General features: G+C 58.7%; 18 protein-coding genes. 9 read left to right on the top strand and 9 right to left on the bottom strand.

The window, feature by feature from the left end:
- Positions 1 to 70 precede the first annotated feature (70 nt).
- Positions 71 to 1,072, top strand: coding sequence for a hypothetical protein (locus tag M9827_RS19845; RefSeq protein ID WP_250606757.1), 1,002 nt, complete (start codon positions 71 to 73; stop codon positions 1,070 to 1,072).
- Positions 1,073 to 1,133: 61 nt separating this feature from the next.
- On the opposite strand, the gene M9827_RS19850 is transcribed toward M9827_RS19845, so the two are convergent.
- Positions 1,134 to 1,502, bottom strand: a complete 369-nt coding sequence (locus M9827_RS19850) for a DUF427 domain-containing protein (RefSeq protein ID WP_250606758.1) — start codon at positions 1,500 to 1,502, stop codon at positions 1,134 to 1,136.
- Between the two features lie 421 nt (positions 1,503 to 1,923).
- Positions 1,924 to 3,330 carry a serralysin family metalloprotease gene (locus tag M9827_RS19855; protein ID WP_250606759.1) on the bottom strand — a complete coding sequence of 469 codons (1,407 nt, stop codon included), beginning with the start codon at positions 3,328 to 3,330 and terminating at the stop codon, positions 1,924 to 1,926.
- A gap of 277 nt (positions 3,331 to 3,607) precedes the next feature.
- Between M9827_RS19855 and M9827_RS19860 the strand changes: the two genes are divergently transcribed.
- The 3 genes from M9827_RS19860 (at position 3,608) to M9827_RS19870 (ending at position 6,943) form a co-directional block, all read left to right on the top strand.
- On the top strand, positions 3,608 to 5,551 hold the full coding sequence (locus M9827_RS19860; protein WP_250606760.1) for a DNA topoisomerase III: 1,944 nt from the start codon (positions 3,608 to 3,610) through the stop codon (positions 5,549 to 5,551).
- A 48-nt stretch (positions 5,552 to 5,599) separates the two neighbouring features.
- Positions 5,600 to 6,103, top strand: a complete 504-nt coding sequence (locus tag M9827_RS19865; RefSeq protein WP_250606761.1) for a GNAT family N-acetyltransferase — start codon at positions 5,600 to 5,602, stop codon at positions 6,101 to 6,103.
- A 510-nt stretch (positions 6,104 to 6,613) separates the two neighbouring features.
- Positions 6,614 to 6,943, top strand: coding sequence for a hypothetical protein (locus M9827_RS19870; RefSeq protein ID WP_007910633.1), 330 nt, complete (start codon positions 6,614 to 6,616; stop codon positions 6,941 to 6,943).
- A gap of 257 nt (positions 6,944 to 7,200) precedes the next feature.
- Here the strand turns inward: M9827_RS19870 and cynR are convergent, their stop codons facing one another.
- Complete coding sequence (cynR, locus tag M9827_RS19875; protein WP_250606762.1) at positions 7,201 to 8,088, bottom strand: transcriptional regulator CynR; 888 nt, start codon at positions 8,086 to 8,088, stop codon at positions 7,201 to 7,203.
- 120 nt (positions 8,089 to 8,208) lie between these two features.
- On the opposite strand from cynR, the gene cynS reads away from it, so the two are divergent.
- The 3 genes from cynS to M9827_RS19890 all read left to right on the top strand — a co-directional run bounded on the left by cynS (position 8,209) and on the right by M9827_RS19890 (position 9,665).
- On the top strand, positions 8,209 to 8,676 hold the full coding sequence (gene cynS / locus M9827_RS19880) for a cyanase (protein WP_250606763.1): 468 nt from the start codon (positions 8,209 to 8,211) through the stop codon (positions 8,674 to 8,676).
- A gap of 80 nt (positions 8,677 to 8,756) precedes the next feature.
- Positions 8,757 to 8,993 (top strand): DUF2790 domain-containing protein, encoded by a 237-nt coding sequence (locus M9827_RS19885; protein ID WP_250606764.1) that lies wholly within the window; start codon positions 8,757 to 8,759, stop codon positions 8,991 to 8,993.
- Between the two features lie 12 nt (positions 8,994 to 9,005).
- Complete coding sequence (locus M9827_RS19890; protein WP_250606765.1) at positions 9,006 to 9,665, top strand: carbonic anhydrase; 660 nt, start codon at positions 9,006 to 9,008, stop codon at positions 9,663 to 9,665.
- 104 nt (positions 9,666 to 9,769) lie between these two features.
- Here M9827_RS19890 and M9827_RS19895 read toward each other — a convergent pair whose 3' ends face one another.
- Positions 9,770 to 11,272: an aldehyde dehydrogenase family protein gene (locus M9827_RS19895; protein ID WP_250606766.1), complete on the bottom strand. Its 1,503-nt coding sequence runs from the start codon at positions 11,270 to 11,272 to the stop codon at positions 9,770 to 9,772.
- Positions 11,273 to 11,472: 200 nt separating this feature from the next.
- Positions 11,473 to 12,381, bottom strand: a complete 909-nt coding sequence (glsB, locus tag M9827_RS19900) for a glutaminase B (protein WP_047301820.1) — start codon at positions 12,379 to 12,381, stop codon at positions 11,473 to 11,475.
- A gap of 137 nt (positions 12,382 to 12,518) precedes the next feature.
- On the opposite strand from glsB, the gene M9827_RS19905 reads away from it, so the two are divergent.
- A complete protein-coding gene (locus tag M9827_RS19905; protein WP_250606767.1) occupies positions 12,519 to 13,007 on the top strand; it encodes a GFA family protein in 489 nt (162 codons plus the stop codon).
- Between the two features lie 184 nt (positions 13,008 to 13,191).
- On the opposite strand, the gene M9827_RS19910 is transcribed toward M9827_RS19905, so the two are convergent.
- From M9827_RS19910 to M9827_RS19920, 3 genes are all read right to left on the bottom strand, one after another.
- The gene (locus M9827_RS19910; protein WP_250606768.1) at positions 13,192 to 14,478 is read right to left on the bottom strand and encodes an ATP-binding protein; all 1,287 of its coding nucleotides are present in this window, start codon (positions 14,476 to 14,478) and stop codon (positions 13,192 to 13,194) included.
- Positions 14,479 to 15,186, bottom strand: a complete 708-nt coding sequence (locus tag M9827_RS19915) for a winged helix-turn-helix domain-containing protein (protein ID WP_093437091.1) — start codon at positions 15,184 to 15,186, stop codon at positions 14,479 to 14,481. It abuts the gene before it with no gap.
- A 245-nt stretch (positions 15,187 to 15,431) separates the two neighbouring features.
- A complete protein-coding gene (locus tag M9827_RS19920) occupies positions 15,432 to 16,040 on the bottom strand; it encodes a MiaE family protein (protein ID WP_038366285.1) in 609 nt (202 codons plus the stop codon).
- Positions 16,041 to 16,199: 159 nt separating this feature from the next.
- Here M9827_RS19920 and uspL point away from each other — a divergent pair, with 159 nt between their 5' ends.
- Positions 16,200 to 17,063 (top strand): universal stress protein UspL, encoded by an 864-nt coding sequence (uspL, locus tag M9827_RS19925; protein WP_250606769.1) that lies wholly within the window; start codon positions 16,200 to 16,202, stop codon positions 17,061 to 17,063.
- A gap of 87 nt (positions 17,064 to 17,150) precedes the next feature.
- On the opposite strand, the gene M9827_RS19930 is transcribed toward uspL, so the two are convergent.
- Complete coding sequence (locus M9827_RS19930; RefSeq protein ID WP_250606875.1) at positions 17,151 to 17,621, bottom strand: DUF1289 domain-containing protein; 471 nt, start codon at positions 17,619 to 17,621, stop codon at positions 17,151 to 17,153.
- Between the last annotated feature and the right edge of the window lie 349 nt (positions 17,622 to 17,970).

The following is a 17,970-nucleotide window of genomic DNA, read 5'->3' on the forward strand; positions in this document are numbered from 1 at the left end:
TTGGGGCCGTGAATCCACCTGCCCAGGCAGATAGCCCCCGTTTCCCATTTCAATCCGTAGAACAGTTTCAATGTCCAAGGAAGAATCCGTGATTTCAAAAGCCAAATTCGCTGAAGCCGAATTATTGACTCTGATAGATCGAATGCTGCGTAAGATTCCGGACGGAAATGGCGGAAGAGCCAAAATTCGTCAGGTCACGCAAAGACAGGAACGTAACCTCGGTGGGTACGATGCCGTCGCAACGAGCGTTCAGCCATTTTACATACAGGCTAAAACCTCAAGCTTTTACCCCGGCAGATCCACCAGCAAAATCATTTCATCGCGAAATGCCATACCGGTGAATAGCGACCCAGGTGCTTTCGCGTTTGATCTTCGCAAACACAAGGGCACTGATGAACCCTTGCAACACAATGCCTTGTATTGGCTTTCGCTAAGGTCCACTGCCGCCTACGTATGCCCGACATTCCTATCCGAGTACGAACTGGAAAATCGACTCGAAAAAGCCCTCGATTTGGAAAGACATGAAATATGGCACTACCGTGATCATGTGTATACCGAGGCCAGCAACAGCAAATCGCAGAGCTTTCAGGCCTTACACTTTCATGGGCTGATAACGGTCATTCCTCATCGCCTGGTAAAGACCAACCGCCACCGCTACAGCTACGACAACAATGCTACACCAAGTATTGTTTTTCACTCGGATCCGGAGAACGTTGGTGAAGCCCGCTCCTTCACTTCTTTTGTCGAAACACTGACCAGTCAAAACAAAATTCCCGACAAGGAATTCAGAAGCATTACCCGTCCCGTATCATTTGAAAAGCTCAAGGAGACGCAATTGAACTGGATAGAGGAAGCATTCGACCCCGATACGCCTGGCTTCAATATAAAGGCATCTGATGTTTCGGAATCGCTCAGATCGGCATTTCTATCCCGATCCACCGACTTTCAAAACACTACCAATGCGCTGAAGTATCTGCAGAAACTGGACGGCCGGGATCTTTCCATATTTTTTGGTGCGTTGCTGAAAAACAAATACTCCATCTATCAGCACCACCTTCTCAGGTTTGACTGAATGCAGGCTGTCCCCCGAGCAGGCACAGCCCCACGTCAGTGTTAACTGGCGGTAAGTGGACTCAAGCATCGGGCGCGATCACTTCAAACTTGACCTGATCCGGATAAAACGCCACGTAATCACGAATAGGCGCCACTGACACTTTCGGATTCTCATACGTCCACACTGCATTCGCGCCCTCATGCCCCGGCACTTGCAGACTGAAGTAGTTGGCATCGCCCTTGTACGGGCAATAACTGGTGTGATCGGTGCGGGCGAAATACTTTTCGTCGATGTCTTCGCGGGGGACGTAATAAACCGGCGGGTAGTTGGCTTCGTTGAGGATCAGCACGCGGGAGGACGCAGCGACCTGGATGCCGTGGAATTTCACCACCAGGCACCCGACAAGTTGTTCGAGGTTTATGACGGGACTGAGGCCGGAGCTTTTCATGGGGTTCCCCTGAATACGGCGAAGAGACCGGTTCAGGTATAGCCCATCGGTTCTGGTTGGGGTGGTTTTACAGCCGAACGGCCCATCAACTTCAAAAGCCCCTCACCCCAGCCCTCTCCCCGAGGGAGAGGGAGCCTACGGGGGTGTCTTTCGTTCTACATCGACCTGAAAGTCCTGCTTCGATTATGGATTCGGCAAAGCGCTATCAGGTCAATGTACTTCTGTAGCATCCCTCAATCGGTCTCCTCTACCTCTGGGAGAGGGAAGCGATGGGGGGATATTGGCGAGATTCACCGACTTGAACGATTGGCTTTGAATCCATAATCGACTCGGTTTTTCAGGTCGATGTATTTCGCCAGACAACTCGGTCAGTCCCCTCTACCTCTGGGAGAGGGTTAGGGTGAGGGCCGATCTTCAGGCATCACGCCAGAATATCAGTCGCCACCGCTTGCCCCACCACACCCACAGCAAAGTCCACCGAACCCTGCCCCGTCAGGTCAACCATCAGGCTGGTCTGATTGGTCTGCGCGAAGTAGGTCAGGATCGCGTCGCCCGCATGTCCGGTGAAGCCGCTGACAAAGTTCAGCGACGCCGCACCCGTGGCGAAACCAGCGATCCCCGACAAGTCGATCTTGTCCAGACCGCTGGTGAAATCCATGATCCAGTCCGGCGCGGTCATGGTCGAATCGCTGGCCGCGCCAAACACAAAGGTGTCTGCGCCGGCACCGCCCCACAAGGTATCGCCACCGCCACCACCGTAGAGGATGTCGTTGCCGGCACCGCCGAACAGATCATTGGCGGCCGCGTTGCCAATCAGCAGGTCATTGCCCGAACCGCCCACCGCATTCTCCACGGTCACACCGTAAGCAATCGACACGTTGCCCACCAGACCGCCGACATCGGAGAACGAGCCTTCATTGAGGTTGATCTTCTGGTTCTGGCTGAAGCCGGAGAAGTCCAGCGTGTCGTTGCCGCCGCCATCCCACACCGAAAACACCACTTTCGACGACGCCGAAGTGGCGCTGTAGAAATCGCGCTCGGCGTTGGAGTTGAAGCCGTAAGTGGTGTCATCGGCACGGGTCGCGTAGTTGGCGCCATAGAGTTTTTGCACAGCGACGATATCGTCCAGCAACGGCGCCGAGGCGTACGCGCCGCTGCCGTCCTTGCTGAAGTTCTGCTCGGTATTGGCTTCGCTCCAATAGCTCATCAGGCTGTAGCCACGGGTGTCTTCAGCGTATTTGGCGTCGTTGTAGGTCGGGTTGCCGTTACCGGCGTTGTAGGCGCCCGGGTGCGAGAGGCCGAGGGTGTGGCCGATTTCGTGGGTCAGGGTCTGGCGCCCGTAGTTGTTGGTGTCCGGGGTCTTGTTGACCTGATATTGATCGTTGATCAGGTACCACGACTGGCCGTCATAGCTGCCGCCGCTCGGCAGATAAGCGAATGCCGCGCCACCGGTGCTGACGTCGTAATTACCGAACGTCATGTGGCCATCGCCGCCCTTGCCTTCAGTGAAGGTGACGTTGGCGACGTCGGCCCAGGATTGCATAGCCAGCACAGCCTGAGCTTTTTGCTGGGCGCTGAATTCGCTGAAGTTGCCCAGCTTGACGTTGTAGTTCGCCGGTTTCTCGGTCAGGAACGTATAGCTGAGGTCGATTTTGCCATCAGCGTTCTTGTCGCCCCACGACAGGCCTTTGCGCAGGATTTCGTCAGCGGCCTGATCGGCAGTGAATGAGGGTTTGCCGTTGACCAGCCCGACGCCACGGTCATACAAGTGGCTGAAAGCATCGACCTGGTCGAAGGCGCTGGTGGTTGTGGATTTGGCTTGAGCCATGGTGGACTTCCTTGTTTCTGAGTAGTCAGTGTCGACAGACCACGGCGATCTTCTGGCGAGATCGTCCTGTCACTCGCGTGTTTGAATCGCTGAAAAACCTGACACAAGTGCAAACCGCAGGCTAATCAATTTCTCGATAGCCCAAGCTGCGTCCCGGTATTACCCGTCACGTGCTGCAATCCTTTTTATCTGTATATCCATACAGATAAAAGTTGCCGCTGAAGCCAAGTCCGGCCATTCTGTGCACCTGTGCGGATCTTGATCGACGTGGGTGGTTATGCGGTTGTACCTCTGTGAAAAACCTTCTCAGGCCAAAGACATTGCGGCCGTGCTCGGCGCCAGGCGTCGGGGCGACGGCTGCTGGCTGGGAACGGACGTCACGGTGACCTGGTGCATCGGCCACTTGCTCGAAACCGCCCCGCCGGATGCCTACGACGCGCGCTACAAGCGCTGGGTACTGGCCGATCTGCCGATCATCCCGGACAAGTGGAAAATGACCGTCAAGCCGCGCACCGCCAGCCAGTACAAAGCGGTCAAGCGCCTGCTCTGTGAAGCCAGCGAGCTGATCATCGCCACCGACGCCGACCGTGAGGGCGAGATGATCGCCCGGGAACTGGTCGAACATTGTCGCTATCGCGGGCCGATCCGTCGTTTATGGCTGTCGGCGCTGGACGAAGCGTCGATCCGCAAGGCTCTGGCGGCACTGAAACCGGGGGCCGAAACGTTCAGCCTGTATCACTCGGCGCTGGGCCGCTCGCGGGCGGACTGGCTGATCGGCATGAACATGAGCCGGCTGTTCACGCTGCTGGGGCGGCAATCGGGTTATCAAGGCGTATTGCCGGTAGGCCGGGTGCAGACGCCAACCTTGCGTCTGGTGGTGGATCGCGACCGCAGCATCGCCGATTTCGTGCCGGTGCCGTTCTGGGCAATCGATGTCGATTTGCTGCACAACGGCATCCCGTTTACCGCACAGTGGCGCGCGCCGCCGGATGTCTGTGACGATCAGGATCGCTGCCTGAATCAGGCGCTGGCCCAACAAGCCGCGGCAGCGATCCGCAGCGCTGCCAGTGCCCGGGTAGTGAAGCTGAAAACCGAGCGCATGCGTGAAGTGGCGCCCCTGCCCTTCGATCTCGGCACCTTGCAGGAAGTCTGTTCGAAGAAACTCGGCCTCGGCGCGCAGGAAACCCTCGACATCGCCCAGGCCCTCTACGAAACCTACAAAGTCATCACCTATCCGCGCAGTGATTGCGGCTATCTGCCGCTGAGCCAGCACAGTGAGGCGCCGGGGATTCTCGCCGCACTGCGTCAGGCCGATCCGGGTCTTGAGGCGCTGCAAGGCTTTCTCGAACCCCAACGCCGCTCCCGGGCATGGAACGACGCCAAGGTCAGCGCGCACCACGGCATCATCCCCACCGCTGCGGCGAAAAACCTTGAACGCCTGAGCGGCAAGCACCGCGCGGTCTATACGTTGATCCGCGCACGCTATCTGGCGCAATTCCTGCCCAATCACGAATACGATCGCACCCAGGCCGATTTCGATTGCGCCGGTGAAGCCCTGCGCGCAGTCGGCAAACAGATCATCGAACCGGGCTGGAAACGCGCACTGCCCGAAGCGCTGGCACCGGCCAAGGGCCGCGAAGCTCCGGCGCCACAAACCTTGCCGGCCCTGAGCCAGGGTGTCGAATGCGCCATCGCCGCGGTGAAACTCAAGGACCTGTGGACGCAACCGCCCAAGCCCTACACCGAAGGCGATCTGATCAAGGCGATGAAAAACGTCGCCAAACTGGTGGAAGACCCGCTGCTCAAGCAGAAACTCAAGGACACCACCGGGATCGGCACCGAAGCCACCCGTGCCTCGATCATTCAGGGCTTGATTGATCGGGGCTATCTGGTGAAAAACGGTAAGGCCCTCGCCGCCACCCCGGCCGCGTTCAGCCTGATCGATGCGGTGCCCCGCGCGATTGCCGACCCCGGCACCACCGCAATCTGGGAACAGGCGCTGGACATGGTGCAAAGCGGCGAAATGAGTCTGGAAGAGTTCGTCACCAAACAAGCGGCATGGATGAGCAAACAGGTGACGCGCTGTTCCAGCCTCAGCCTGACCATCAGCGGCCCGCCACCAGCCGGTAAAGCGGCGGCCCCGTGGAAGAAGAAACGCAAATCGACCCGCAGCAAAACCACGGGCACCACCAAACGCGCGGCGAAACCGGCAGGCAAATAAAACGCGCTACTGTTTCTGCAAGGCTCAGCACTTTCAGGAACCCGGCGCATGGCCAATATCGAACTGCACCCCGCCCAACGCGATGAGCTGGACATCATCGAAAACCTCATGCAGTTCTACATGTACGACTTCAGCGAGTGGCTGCCGCTGAAGCTCGCCGAGCACGGCTTTTTCTCGATTCAGCCGAAAATCGACTACTGGCGTCACTCGGCCACCCAACCCTTCCTGATTCGCGTCGACGGCGAACTCGCCGGTTTCGTGACCGCCGACAACGAAACCCATCTCGCCGGCGCCGAACACAACATCGGCTACTTCTTCATTGCACGACGCTTTCGTGGCCAAGGCGTCGCGCAGTTTGTCGTCTCTGCCCTCTTGAGCCGGATCCCCGGTCAGTGGCAGATTTTCCATATCGACGCCAACCTGCCGGCACAGCGCTTCTGGGCTGGGCTGATCCCTTTGTTGACCGGCGGCGATTTCACCCGGCAGCAGCGTGAAGTGGACGGCTATCCGTGCACGTTCTATCGCCTGCGAACGCCTTTTTCCGTTGTCTGAACGGATTCTTTCTCATTCCAAAACAGCTTTGTCCGACAATATGTAGTGAACAAAAATAATCACTACAAAACCGTTGACGGCGTCGTTTTGCTTTTGCATGATGAAGACGTTCCCCGATCGGGAACACGCGTAACACGCTTGAGCAAACTCGTCTGACCGCCGAGTTGTTTTTTCCGGATACACGCTGCCCACAAGGCAGATTGAAGAAGCTGACCTGGCCTGAACGTCCAGTACAAGGACGAGAAGCGCTGGCGAAAATTCTCAAGACGCTTGTGGTCGACACGGTAAATGTCGTCAAGGAGCCTCCCGGTTTTCGCTGCTTCTCCTCGTTGTGACGCTATTGCGTAGCAGTTATTCAACACGACTACATGCAACAGATGCACGACCCCGTACTTCATACGGGCGAGCGCTGACGTCCTGGTTTCGGTGCCAGGGATCAACTAACCGATGGGCTACCTGTATTAGCGAATCAACTTTGAAAGATCACCAGACTGGTCAAGGGGCAATATCATGAATCTGAACAATCAACCTACTATCGAAGAACTGGCTCGTATGTTCGCTGCGCAGAAAGACAGCCACGACAGCCATATTCTGTGGATCAGCAAGTCGGGTCAGGTACATATCGACTGCCTGGCGACCCATGCTGACGAAGACGAGTTCGACCGCAACCATCAGAACCTGCTGGCCCGCTTGAAGATGTACCGCCGTGGCCACGGTTATGTTGGCAAGAAGGCTGCGGCCGACAAGGACTTCATCGGGAATGTTCTGCAAACGCTGAAACAGGCGTGGGATTCGATGCAGAACAACAACGAAGTTCGGGTGATTGATCGGTTCTGCTGAGTCAGTCATTAAATAATTGAAAGGCCTGCTTCCTTAAAGGAAGCAGGCCTTTTTTGGTTCGCTCGCATTGATATGGCGTGACTGGAATTGTAGCCCCTCACCCCAGCCCTCTCCCGAGGGAGAGGGAGCCGATCGAGTTGTATAAAGTCATTCGTCAACAGGGAACACCGAGTTGATTATGGATTCAGCAGAACACTTTCAGGTCGGCGTATTACTCCAACATCCCTCGGTCAGTCCCCTCTCCCTCTGGGAGAGGGTTAGGGTGAGGGGCTTCCCATGCCCAACACCAATTCCACAAACGCCACTGCCGCCGCACTGTGATAATTATTGCGCCGCCGCAACACCGCCGCCCCACGTTGCGGCGCCTCGCTCTCGACGCGCAACCGGCGCAACGCCCGATCCTCCGTCGCGATCGCCTGCGGCAGCATCGTCGCCACCGGCGAATGACGCACCACCTCCAGCAATGTACTCACCGAATTCACCTCGATCCGCACCTGCGGCGTAATCCCGTGCTGACGGAAATATTCATCCACCGATAGCCGCGTGATGAAGTCCGGCGCCAGCAAGGCGAAATCCAGTGAAGCGATATCTTCCGGCGTCAGTACCGAGCTGGACTCATACAGCGGGTGCTCACGCCCGACCATGATCGCCAACGTTTCGGTAAACGCCGGAATGCATTCGATATCGGCGTTGCGCACGGGTGTAAAGGCAATCGCAATATCCAGCGAGTCATCCGCCAGACCCGCCTCGATGTCGTCCATCGACAGCTCGAAAATCTGCAAATGAATCCCCGGATACCGCGCGGCAAAGTCGCGCACCAACGGCCCGACCAGATACGCCATGAACGTCGGCGTCATCGCCAGGCGCAACGTCCCGCGAGAAAGATCCTTCACGTCATGCAACGCGCGCTTGCCCGCCTCCAACTCCACCAACACCCGTCGCGCGCATTCGATGTAGGCCTCGCCGGCATCGGTGGGTTTGACCGTGCGCGAAGTGCGATCAAACAGGTTCACCCCCAGGGTTTCCTCCAGTTGGCGAATCTGCTGCGACAGGGTCGGCTGCGACACGTGCAATGCCTCGGCGGCACGGGTGAAGCCGCCGTGATCGGCAACAGCCAGCAGATAACGCAAATGTCGCAGCAGCATGGGAACACCATCTATAGGCAGGGCTTATGCGAAGCATTGTATATCGGTCTTGGACGCTATGGATCAATCGGCAGAAGATGAATCCCACACAGCAAGCCAACCCCTGAAAGGAGTGACACCATGCAACAGTCCCACGCCTACAACGACACCAGCCTGGCCCTGACCACCCGCATTCTCGACGCCAAGGCACGCAAAGATCTGTCGTGGCAGGATCTCGCTGACGACACCGGCCTGAGCCTGGCGTACGTCACCGCTGCCCTGCTTGGCCAGCACCCGCTGCCGGAGAACGCCGCCCAAGTGGTCGGTGACAAGCTGGAGCTGAGCGCTGACGACGTCGCGGCGATGCAGGTCATCCCGCTGCGTGGCAGCCTCAGCGGTGTGCCGACCGACCCGACCATCTACCGCTTCCACGAGATGATCCAGATTTACGGCACCACCCTCAAAGCGCTGGTTCACGAGCAGTTCGGCGACGGCATCATCAGCGCGATCAACTTCAAACTCGACATCAAGAAAGTCGAAGATCCGGAAGGCGGCTCCCGCGCGGTCGTTACCCTTGACGGCAAGTTCCTGCCCCTGCGTCCGTTCTGATCCGCACCAGCCCGCACACCGCGTGCGGGCCACTCTCCCCAAAAAGGTTACCTGTCACCACTGCGTCTGGAGGCTGTCCCATGCAAAAAATGCTACTGACCCTGGCCCTGCTCGGCGGTTTTTCCGTTCAGGCCTTTGCCGCTGACGAGGCCGTCGCCTACCGCTACGGCATGCAACTGGATATCGCCCAAGTGCTGAGCATCACACCGGCTGCCGACGTGTGTGGCGTGGTCCCGGTCGAGATGACGTATCTGGACAGCCACGGCGGCAAACACATTCTTCAATACAGCGAATTTGGCAGCGGTTGCTCGAACTGAGAGGACAACACCATGAAAAACCTGATTGATGGCTTCCTGAAATTCCAGAACGAAGCGTTTCCGCAACGCACCGAACTGTTCAAACACCTGGCGACCACGCAACAGCCAGGAACTCTGTTCATTACCTGCTCCGACAGCCGTGTCGTGCCAGAATTATTGACCCAACAAGAACCCGGTGAGCTGTTCGTGATCCGTAATGCCGGCAATATCGTGCCGTCCTACAGCCCGCATCCGGGCGGGGTTTCGGCGACGGTGGAATACGCAGTGGCGGTGCTTGGCGTAACTGACATTGTGATCTGCGGGCATTCGGACTGCGGCGCGATGACTGCAATTGCCCAGTGCAAATGCATGGATCACCTGCCCGCCGTCAGTGGCTGGCTGCAGCATGCCGAGTCGGCAAAAGTGGTGAATGAAGCGCGGCCGCATGCCAGCGACGCGGCGAAATTGAGTTCGATGGTGCGTGAAAACGTGATCGCGCAACTGGCGAACATTCAGACCCACCCGAGCGTACGTCTGGCTCAGGAGAAAGGCCTGCTGAATCTGCATGGCTGGGTGTATGACATCGAGACCGGCTCGATCGACGCGCTGTCCGCCGACCGCCGCACGTTTGTGCCGCTGGCCGAGCAACCGGCGACGTGCGCGATCCACGCAAACGCCCCCGCAGCCGCCTGAAATTCAAGCCATCCCTGTAGGAGCTGCCGAAGGCTGCGATCTTTTGATCTTGTTTTTAACAGCAAGATCAAAAGATCGCAGCCTTCGGCAGCTCCTACACGGGATCAGCGTTTTATTGTGAGATCGATCTGCGTCATCCGGCTACGAACAGTAAACACGCCGTCACCAGAAAGAATCGCACTGCGCGCAAACAAGCGCCCGCTCTCCCAGTTCGAAAGCCCCAGTTCCGGCTTGTTCAGCGCGTACTGGCCGTCAACCCAACGGGTAATGCCGTTGCCCACGAACGGCGCGTTGACCACGTTGTAGAAACGCTCTTGTACGGCTGCATCCTCACTGATCAAAGACACGGTGAATTGCGGGCTATAGCGGTTGAACAGCGCAATCGCCTGGTCCAGATCGTCGACGATCATCAGGCTGACTTCCGGGGTTTCTTCCCATTCCCACTCGCGGCCCAACGCCGATTCCGCCAAGGGTTCGGCCAGTGCTTCAGTCTGATAACCCTCAGCGCGATAGACCTCGACCGTCGCGTTCTGCCACTCACCCGGCAAGCAGCCTTCGCTGCCTTCGACGATGTGTAATTTGCAGCCCTGGCCACGCGCGGTGCCGGCCTGTTGCAGCGCATCGAGAAACAACGGCACCAGTTCTGCCGCGCGATCACGCTGGATCAGGCACACGTTGAGGGTGTTGCACACCTTGCGATCCAACGAGTTGCGCACCACGGCGGCGAAACGTTTGGCATCGGCAGCGAGATCCGCGATCAACCACGCGCCCCCCGTGCCGTGCAGGCTGACGGCGGTGCCGGCCTGCTGGGCAATGCTGCCCAATTGACTGACCGCACGCCCCGAACCGCGCGCTACCGCCAACGACAAACGTCGGTCAGCGAACATCGCCCAACCGGCGGCATGATTGACACTTTCCACCAACGACACCGCACCGGCCGGCAGACCGGCATCGGCCAGTGCCGGGTTCAACGCGTGAGTAACGATGGCTTGCGCAGTGCCCAACGCATCGCTGCCAATACGCAGCACGGCGGTGTTACCGGTGCGCAGGACACCCGCCGCGTCGGCGAAGACGTTCGGCCGGCCTTCAAAGACAAACGCGACGATGCCCAGCGGCGAGACCACTTGTTCGACTTTCCAGCCATCGTGTTCGACGCTGCTGATGACTTTTCCCCGCGTGGCGGCGGCATCCCGCCAGGCACGCAGGCCGGCGATCATGTCGCGGCGCATGCGCTCATCAGCGAGCAGTCGGGTGGTGGAACGACCGCGCGCCTTGGCCCGCTCGATGTCCGCCAGGTTGGCGGACTCAATCTGCGCCCAGCACTCCGGACTTTCCAGACGTTGCGCGAACAGGTCGAAAAACTGGCTGATGGCCTCATCGGACACCGCCGACAACGCAGTGAATGCCGCTGCCGCACGCTCGATCGCCACGGACGCCGCTTGCTGATCCGCCACGGGGATCAACAGCAACTCGCCACTGACCTGCTCGACCAGCAGATGGTCACCGGGCTGAAAGCGCGCGGCCAGTTCGGGGCTGACCACGGTGACGCGGTTACCAGCGAAAGGGATCGGCGTGCCAGCGACTAGACGTTCGAGCGCGAGAGACATGAAGCGGATTCACCATGCAGGGAGCGGCCGGAAAATGTAGCGGATTACTCGATGAAATACACCTCCTCAAACACTAAAGAAACCTGTGGGAGCTGGCTTGCCAGCGATAGCGGTGGTTCAGGCAAATTCATAGTGACTGACAGGGCCTCATCGCTGGCAAGCCAGCTCCCACAGGGTTTTGTGGTGTTTGGCAGATCGGGTCAGAACACCGACCAGCCAATCCGCGAACTGAGCATCTCCAGCGCCGCCATCCCCGCCAGTGAGTTACCCGCCGCATTCAATTCCGGCGACCACACGCACACCGTGAACTGCCCCGGCACCACCGCGACAATCCCGCCGCCGACGCCACTCTTGCCCGGCAAGCCGACGCGGTACGCGAAGTTGCCCGCTTCGTCGTACAGCCCGCTGGTGGCCATGATCGAGTTGACCTGCTGAGTCTGCCGGCGCGTGAGTATCTGTTCGCCGCTGTGCTTGCAATAACCGTCGTTGGCCAGAAAGCAAAACGCCCGGGCCAGATCAATGCAGTTCATGCGCAACGCGCAGTGACTGAAATAGCTGCGCAACACCGCTTCGACGTCGTTGTGAAAATTGCCGAACGACTGCATCAGATACGCCATCGCCGCATTGCGCGCGCGGTGCTGGTATTCGGAGTCGGCCACTTTGCCGTCGATCATGATCTGCGGATTGCCTGACAGACGCCGGACGAAATCGCGCATCGACAGGGTCGGTGCGGCGAAACGCGACTGGTTGATGTCGCAGATCACCAGCGCACCGGCATTGATGAACGGATTGCGTGGCCGGCCGCGCTCGAATTCCAGCTGCACCAGCGAGTTGAACGGCTGCCCGGACGGCTCATGACCGAGGCGCTCCCAGATTGCTTCGCCGGAATGATCGATCGCCTGCACCAGGCTGAACACCTTGGAAATACTCTGCACCGAGAACGGCGTCTCGGCGTCACCGGCGCAGTACATCTCGCCGTCGTTGCCGTACACGGCGATGCCCAGTTGATTGGCCGGCACGGTGCCGAGGGCGGGAATGTAGTCAGCCACCTTGCCCTGCCCGATCAACGGGCGGACGGCGTCAAGAATCTCGTTCAACAGCGCTTGCATGCCGGGTTCCGAAGTCTCGCCCCATGGGATTGCGGGGACACTGGGGCTAGACGCTGCGCCCGCCCGTCGAATCACACCGGTCGCCATCGCACTGAATGTTCTAGGCTCAATCGCACATTCAAAACGGGAGAGCACCCATGCATCTCGAAGGCTCCTGCCATTGTGGCGAGGTCACATTCAGCCTCACCAGCACCCACCCCTACCCTTATCAACGCTGCTATTGCTCGATCTGCCGCAAGACCCAGGGCGGCGGCGGTTATGCGATCAACCTCGGCGGCGACGCAACAAGCCTCAAGGTGCGCGGGCGCAAACACATCAGCATCTACCACGCGAAGATGAAAGACGATGGCGCCAAGCGCGTCCATCGCAGCAGCGCCGAGCGGCATTTCTGCTCACTGTGCGGCAGCGGCCTGTGGCTGTTCAGCCCGGAATGGCCGGAGCTGATCCACCCGTTTGCCTCGGCCATCGACACGCCGTTGCCGGTGCCGCCGGAGCACACGCATCTGATGCTCGGTTCGAAAGCAACCTGGGTGGAAGTCGAGGTTAAAGCGAAAGACAAACAGTTCGACGTCTACCCCGAGGAATCCATTGCCCAGTGGCATGAACGGCTCGGACTGACCCGTTAAATCGCCACCTGCGCTGCCCTGTAGAAACTGCGGTGTTTTGACGTTGAAGGTCAGGATCAAAAGATCGCAGCCTCGTTTCACTCGACAGCTCCTACAGGTTTTGTGTGTGACAAAAATCCAATCGGCGCCATAAATCAATGTGGGAGCGCGCCTGCTCGCGAAGGGGCCGGTACAGGCCACAGCTTTAATCCAGATGCGCCCAGGTCATCCGGAACGACGCCCCACCCCAAGGCGAATCACCCACCTCAACCTGGCCGCCATGGGATTGCGACACTCTTCGCACCAACGCCAGGCCCAAGCCAAACCCGCCGGTACGCCGGTCCCGGCTGGCGTCCAGTCGCGAAAACGGTTCAAAGATTTTCTCCCGCCCATCCACCGGCACACCCGGCCCATCGTCATTGACCCGCACCTGGTAATAATCGCCCGTGCGTTCCAGCGTCACCTCCACGCGCTGCTCGGCATAACGAATCGCGTTGCGCAGCAGATTGATCACCGCCCGCGCCATGAATCGCGGTTCGATGCGCACCGTGTCGATCCGGCAATCAGCAATCAGCAACTGCACCCCCGCCGCCTCTGCTTCCAGCGCCACGCTGCCAACCACACTGTCGAGCCAATTGGCGGCCTCGATGTTTTCGCGTTTGATCACCGTCGCGCCGCGCTCAAGGCTGGCGTAGGTCAGCAGTTCCGAGACCATTTCTTCCAGCTCACCGAGGTCGGCGTACATGTCGGCAATCAGCTCGCGGTTCTGGCTGGCGTCCGGCTGCTGCTTGAGCTGGTCGAGCTCAAACGACAGCCGCGCGATCGGCGTGCGCAACTCGTGGGACACGGCGTTGGTCAGTTCCCGCTGATTGGCAATCAGCCCTTCAATGCGCGCCGCCATCAGGTTGAAGTGTTCGGCTAGGTCACGGATGTTCGAACGCTTCGACAACTGGATGCGCACCGACAGGTCGTTATCGCCGAAACGCTCGGCGGCCAGGCGCAGTTTTTCCAGATCGCGCCAGTGCGGACGCACCCAGAAAAACAGGACGATGCCGATCAACACGGCAATCATCAGGTAGGCAGCGGCAATATAAAACGGCATCAGGCTCGGTTCGGCCGGCAAGCGGATGCTGAGCAACTGCGGCCCTTCGTCAATCGCGGAAATATACTGGTTGTACTTGTCGCGGATCACCAGCAGCCCTTTGGCCAGCTCGGCTTTTTCCTCGGCGCTCAGGGCCAGTTCAGAGGCGTCAACCAGCGTCAGCCCCAAACCGTAATGCGGGCGGATGGTTTCCAGCTGTTGTTCCCGGGCCGGGCCGTCGAGGTCACGCAACTGCTGGCCCAATGTCCATGCCTGCCCACGCACGGCCTCGCGGTTGTAGTCCTGCATCTGATAATCGAGCAAGGCATCGAAGGTACGCTCGACCGTCTGCAAGGCCAGCACCAGACCTAACGTCATGACCAGAAACAGCCCGAAAAATAACCGCAGCATCTACAACTCCCACGCGAACGGATTGAACAGATACCCCTTGCCCCACACGGTTTTGATGCACATCGGTTCGCGGGGATTGTCTTTGAGCTTGTTGCGCAATTTGCTGATGTACACGTCGACACTGCGATTGAGCCCGTCGAAGGCAATCCCGCGCATGCGATTGAGGATGTCATCACGCGACAGCACTTTGCCGGCCGCGCTGGCCAGCAACCACAGCAGCTCGAACTCCATGGTGGTCATTTCGATAACCTCGCCCGCCAGTCGCACTTCACGGCAACTGCGGTCGACGCTCAACTGACCAAATTCCATGAAGCTCACCACGTTGCTGTCCGGCACCTGCCGTCGTTGTAGCGCTCGCAGCCGGGCCAGCAACACGGGTGGTTTGATCGGCTTGATCACGTAGTCATCGGCGCCGGACTCCAGACCGAGGATATGGTCGAGGTCATCTTCCTTGGCCGTCAGAATCACGATCGGCGTGTCCGACACGCTGCGAATCTCCCGACACACGTGCAAACCGCTCTGCCCCGGCAACATCAGGTCAAGCACCACGACTTTCGGCTTGAATTCCAGAAAAGCAGCCACGGCCAGATCACCGCGATGCACCGTGCGCACCTCGTAGCCGTGTTGTTCGAGAAAGTGGGCGATCAGCGCGGCGAGGCGCTCATCGTCTTCCACCAGCAGGAGTTTGCCAAAACCCAGGTTATCCATAACGACCATGTGCCGCCCTTGTGTGAAGTGGTCGGCATTATGGCGGCTTTCGTGGCGCAGGCGTTTGTTCCAGGCAGCAAAAACCGGCCGCTGGGGCCGGTTTTCGGTGATGTTTCATACTCTTAAGAGTTTTTAACATTCATGCACTGATCGCTATATCTGTAGGAGCTGCCGAAGGCTGCGATCTTTTGATCCGGCTTTTTCAAGAGCAAAAGATCGCAGCCTTCGGCAGCTCCTACACGGAGTCATGCGGTGGCAGGCACACCGCTGTGGAAGCGGAATTCTTCATCCGGCGACTCGATCAGCTCCTGCTCGGCGGCGCGGACCTTTTCGATGACCTGAGCAATATCCTTCGCATCGCCGTACTGATAGGCCAGTTTCAGATAACCCTGAAAATGCCGCGCCTCGCTTTTCAGCAGGCCAAAGTAGAACTTGCCGAGTTCTTCGTCCAGATGCGGTACCAGTGCTTCGAAACGCTCACAACTGCGCGCTTCGATAAACGCGCCGACTACCAGCGTATCGACCAGTTTCACCGGCTCGTGGCTGCGCACGACTTTACGCAAGCCCGAAGCGTAACGACCGGCGTGGAGCTGGCGCAGTTCGATCTTGCGCCGTTTCATGATGCGCATGACCTGCTCGTGGTGCACCAGTTCTTCCCGGGCCAGACGCGACATCATATTGATCAGATCGACGTGGGAATGGTACTTGGCAATCAGGCTCAGGGCGGTGCTGGCGGCCTTGAACTCGCAGTTCTTGTGGTCGATCAGCAGGGTTTCCTGATCGGCCAGGGCAGCCTGAACCCAGGCGTCGGGGGTGCGGCAGCCAAGGAATTCGTGGATTTCGGGAAGGATCATGGGGCTCACGGTAAAAGGTGTTCGAGCGAAGGCCGCCGATTATACCGGCCTGTCCGCAGACCACCAGCGGCTGGCGTTGATATGCATCAAGTCGCGCACGATCGAGCAGCAACTATAGTTGTGCAACGCCGTGCCTTTTCTTTGCTGGAGACTCCGCTCATGCAAGCCATTCGCAGCATTCTGGTGGTCATCAACCCCGAACATTCGGAAAGCCTGGCGCTCAAGCGCGCCAAGTTGATTGCTGGCGTGACCCAGGCCCATCTACACCTGCTGGTGTGCGACAAGAAGCACGACCACGCCGCCATGCTCAGTGTGCTCAAAGCCGCGCTGCTGGCCGACGGCTACAGCGTGACCACCGAACAGGCGTGGAACGAAAGCCTGCACGAAACCATCATCGATGTGCAGCAGGCCGAGGGTTGCGGGCTGGTGATCAAGCAGCACTACCCGGACAGCTCACTGAAAAAAGCCCTGCTGACCCCGGCGGACTGGAAGCTCCTGCGTCACTGCCCTACCCCGGTGCTGCTGGTGAAAACCAGTACGCCTTGGAAGGATCGAGTGATTCTGGCGGCCGTCGATGTGGGTAATGCCGATGGCGAACACCGGCATTTGCACACGACGATCATTGATCATGGCTTCGACATTGCCAGCCTGGCCAAGGCGCACCTGCACGTGATCAGCGCCCATCCGTCTCCGATGCTGTCGGCGGCCGACCCGACGCTGCAACTGAGCGAAACCATCGAAGCGCGCTATCGCGAACAATGTCGGGCGTTTCAGGCGGAATTCGATGTCGATGATGAGCATCTGCACATTGAAGAAGGCCCGGCGGATGTGTTGATTCCGTTCATGGCGCACAAGCTGCAGGCAGCGGTGACCGTGATTGGCAGCGTGGCGCGCACCGGGTTGTCAGGGGCGCTGATCGGCAATACCGCGGAAGTGATTCTGGATGCGCTGGAGAGCGATGTACTGGTGCTCAAGCCGCAGGAGGTTGAGGATCATCTGGTGGAGCTGGCGGTGAAGCATTAAGCGCAAAAGATCGCAGCCTTCGGCAGCTCCTACATGAGAATGCGTTCTACCTGTAGGAGCTGCCGAAGGCTGCGATCTTTTGCTTTTTCAGGCGCCAAAAGCGTCTTTGAGGAATCCTGGGGCGATGTAGCGCTGATAGTGCGCTTCCGACAGCAGGAAAAATTCCCGATCAATGGCATCGCGCAGTTCCGGCAGATTCCAGTCGCGAAACTCCGGCAGCAACACCATCCCGTAGGCTTCCAGATTAATGATCACCCGCGCCCCACGGGCAATCAGCTGATAAGCCCAGCAATATTCCGACTGATGCGGCACGAAGCGGATCTTGCGCTGCTCCAGCTGTTCGCGCAGGCGCGCCGGATCGAAAATCTCGACCTTGGCCGCCATCACTTGTGACAGCAATTGCTCCAGACGCAGCCACACCGCACGCTTTTCCTCCTCGTTGTAGCCATTCCAGTGGATCACTTCGTGGTGGAAACGCTTGCAGCCACGGCACACCAGATCACCGTAAACAGTGGAGCAGAGGCCGACACAGGGGGTCTTGATGGTCTGATTGGGCATAAGATAGGCAAAACACTGAAACGCGGAACAGGTCGGCATGTTAGCCCTTTGTCGGGCATTGATCACCCCTCAAACATCAGGGTCTCAGTCGCGCGCGGCGTTTGGCACGGGCACGCGCATTGCCACGAAAGTCCAATAGAGCGCGACTTACCTTTAAATTTTTTTTGCCGTAGAATCAGCCAGCCTTTTAAGGCGCCAATGTCCGTTAGAAGCTGTTTTCAAAGCGTCACGAGCACAGTCGTTCCTTCAGAGCGGTGTTGGCGAAGGGTTTTTCCAGCGGGGAAAAGCCCAACGCCAACCCTCATCAGCTCCCCGTTCTGCAGGCGTAAAACTTTGAAAGCAGCTTCTG

This window comes from Pseudomonas sp. AKS31 (genome assembly GCF_023634765.1).
In the GTDB taxonomy this organism is placed as follows: domain Bacteria; phylum Pseudomonadota; class Gammaproteobacteria; order Pseudomonadales; family Pseudomonadaceae; genus Aquipseudomonas.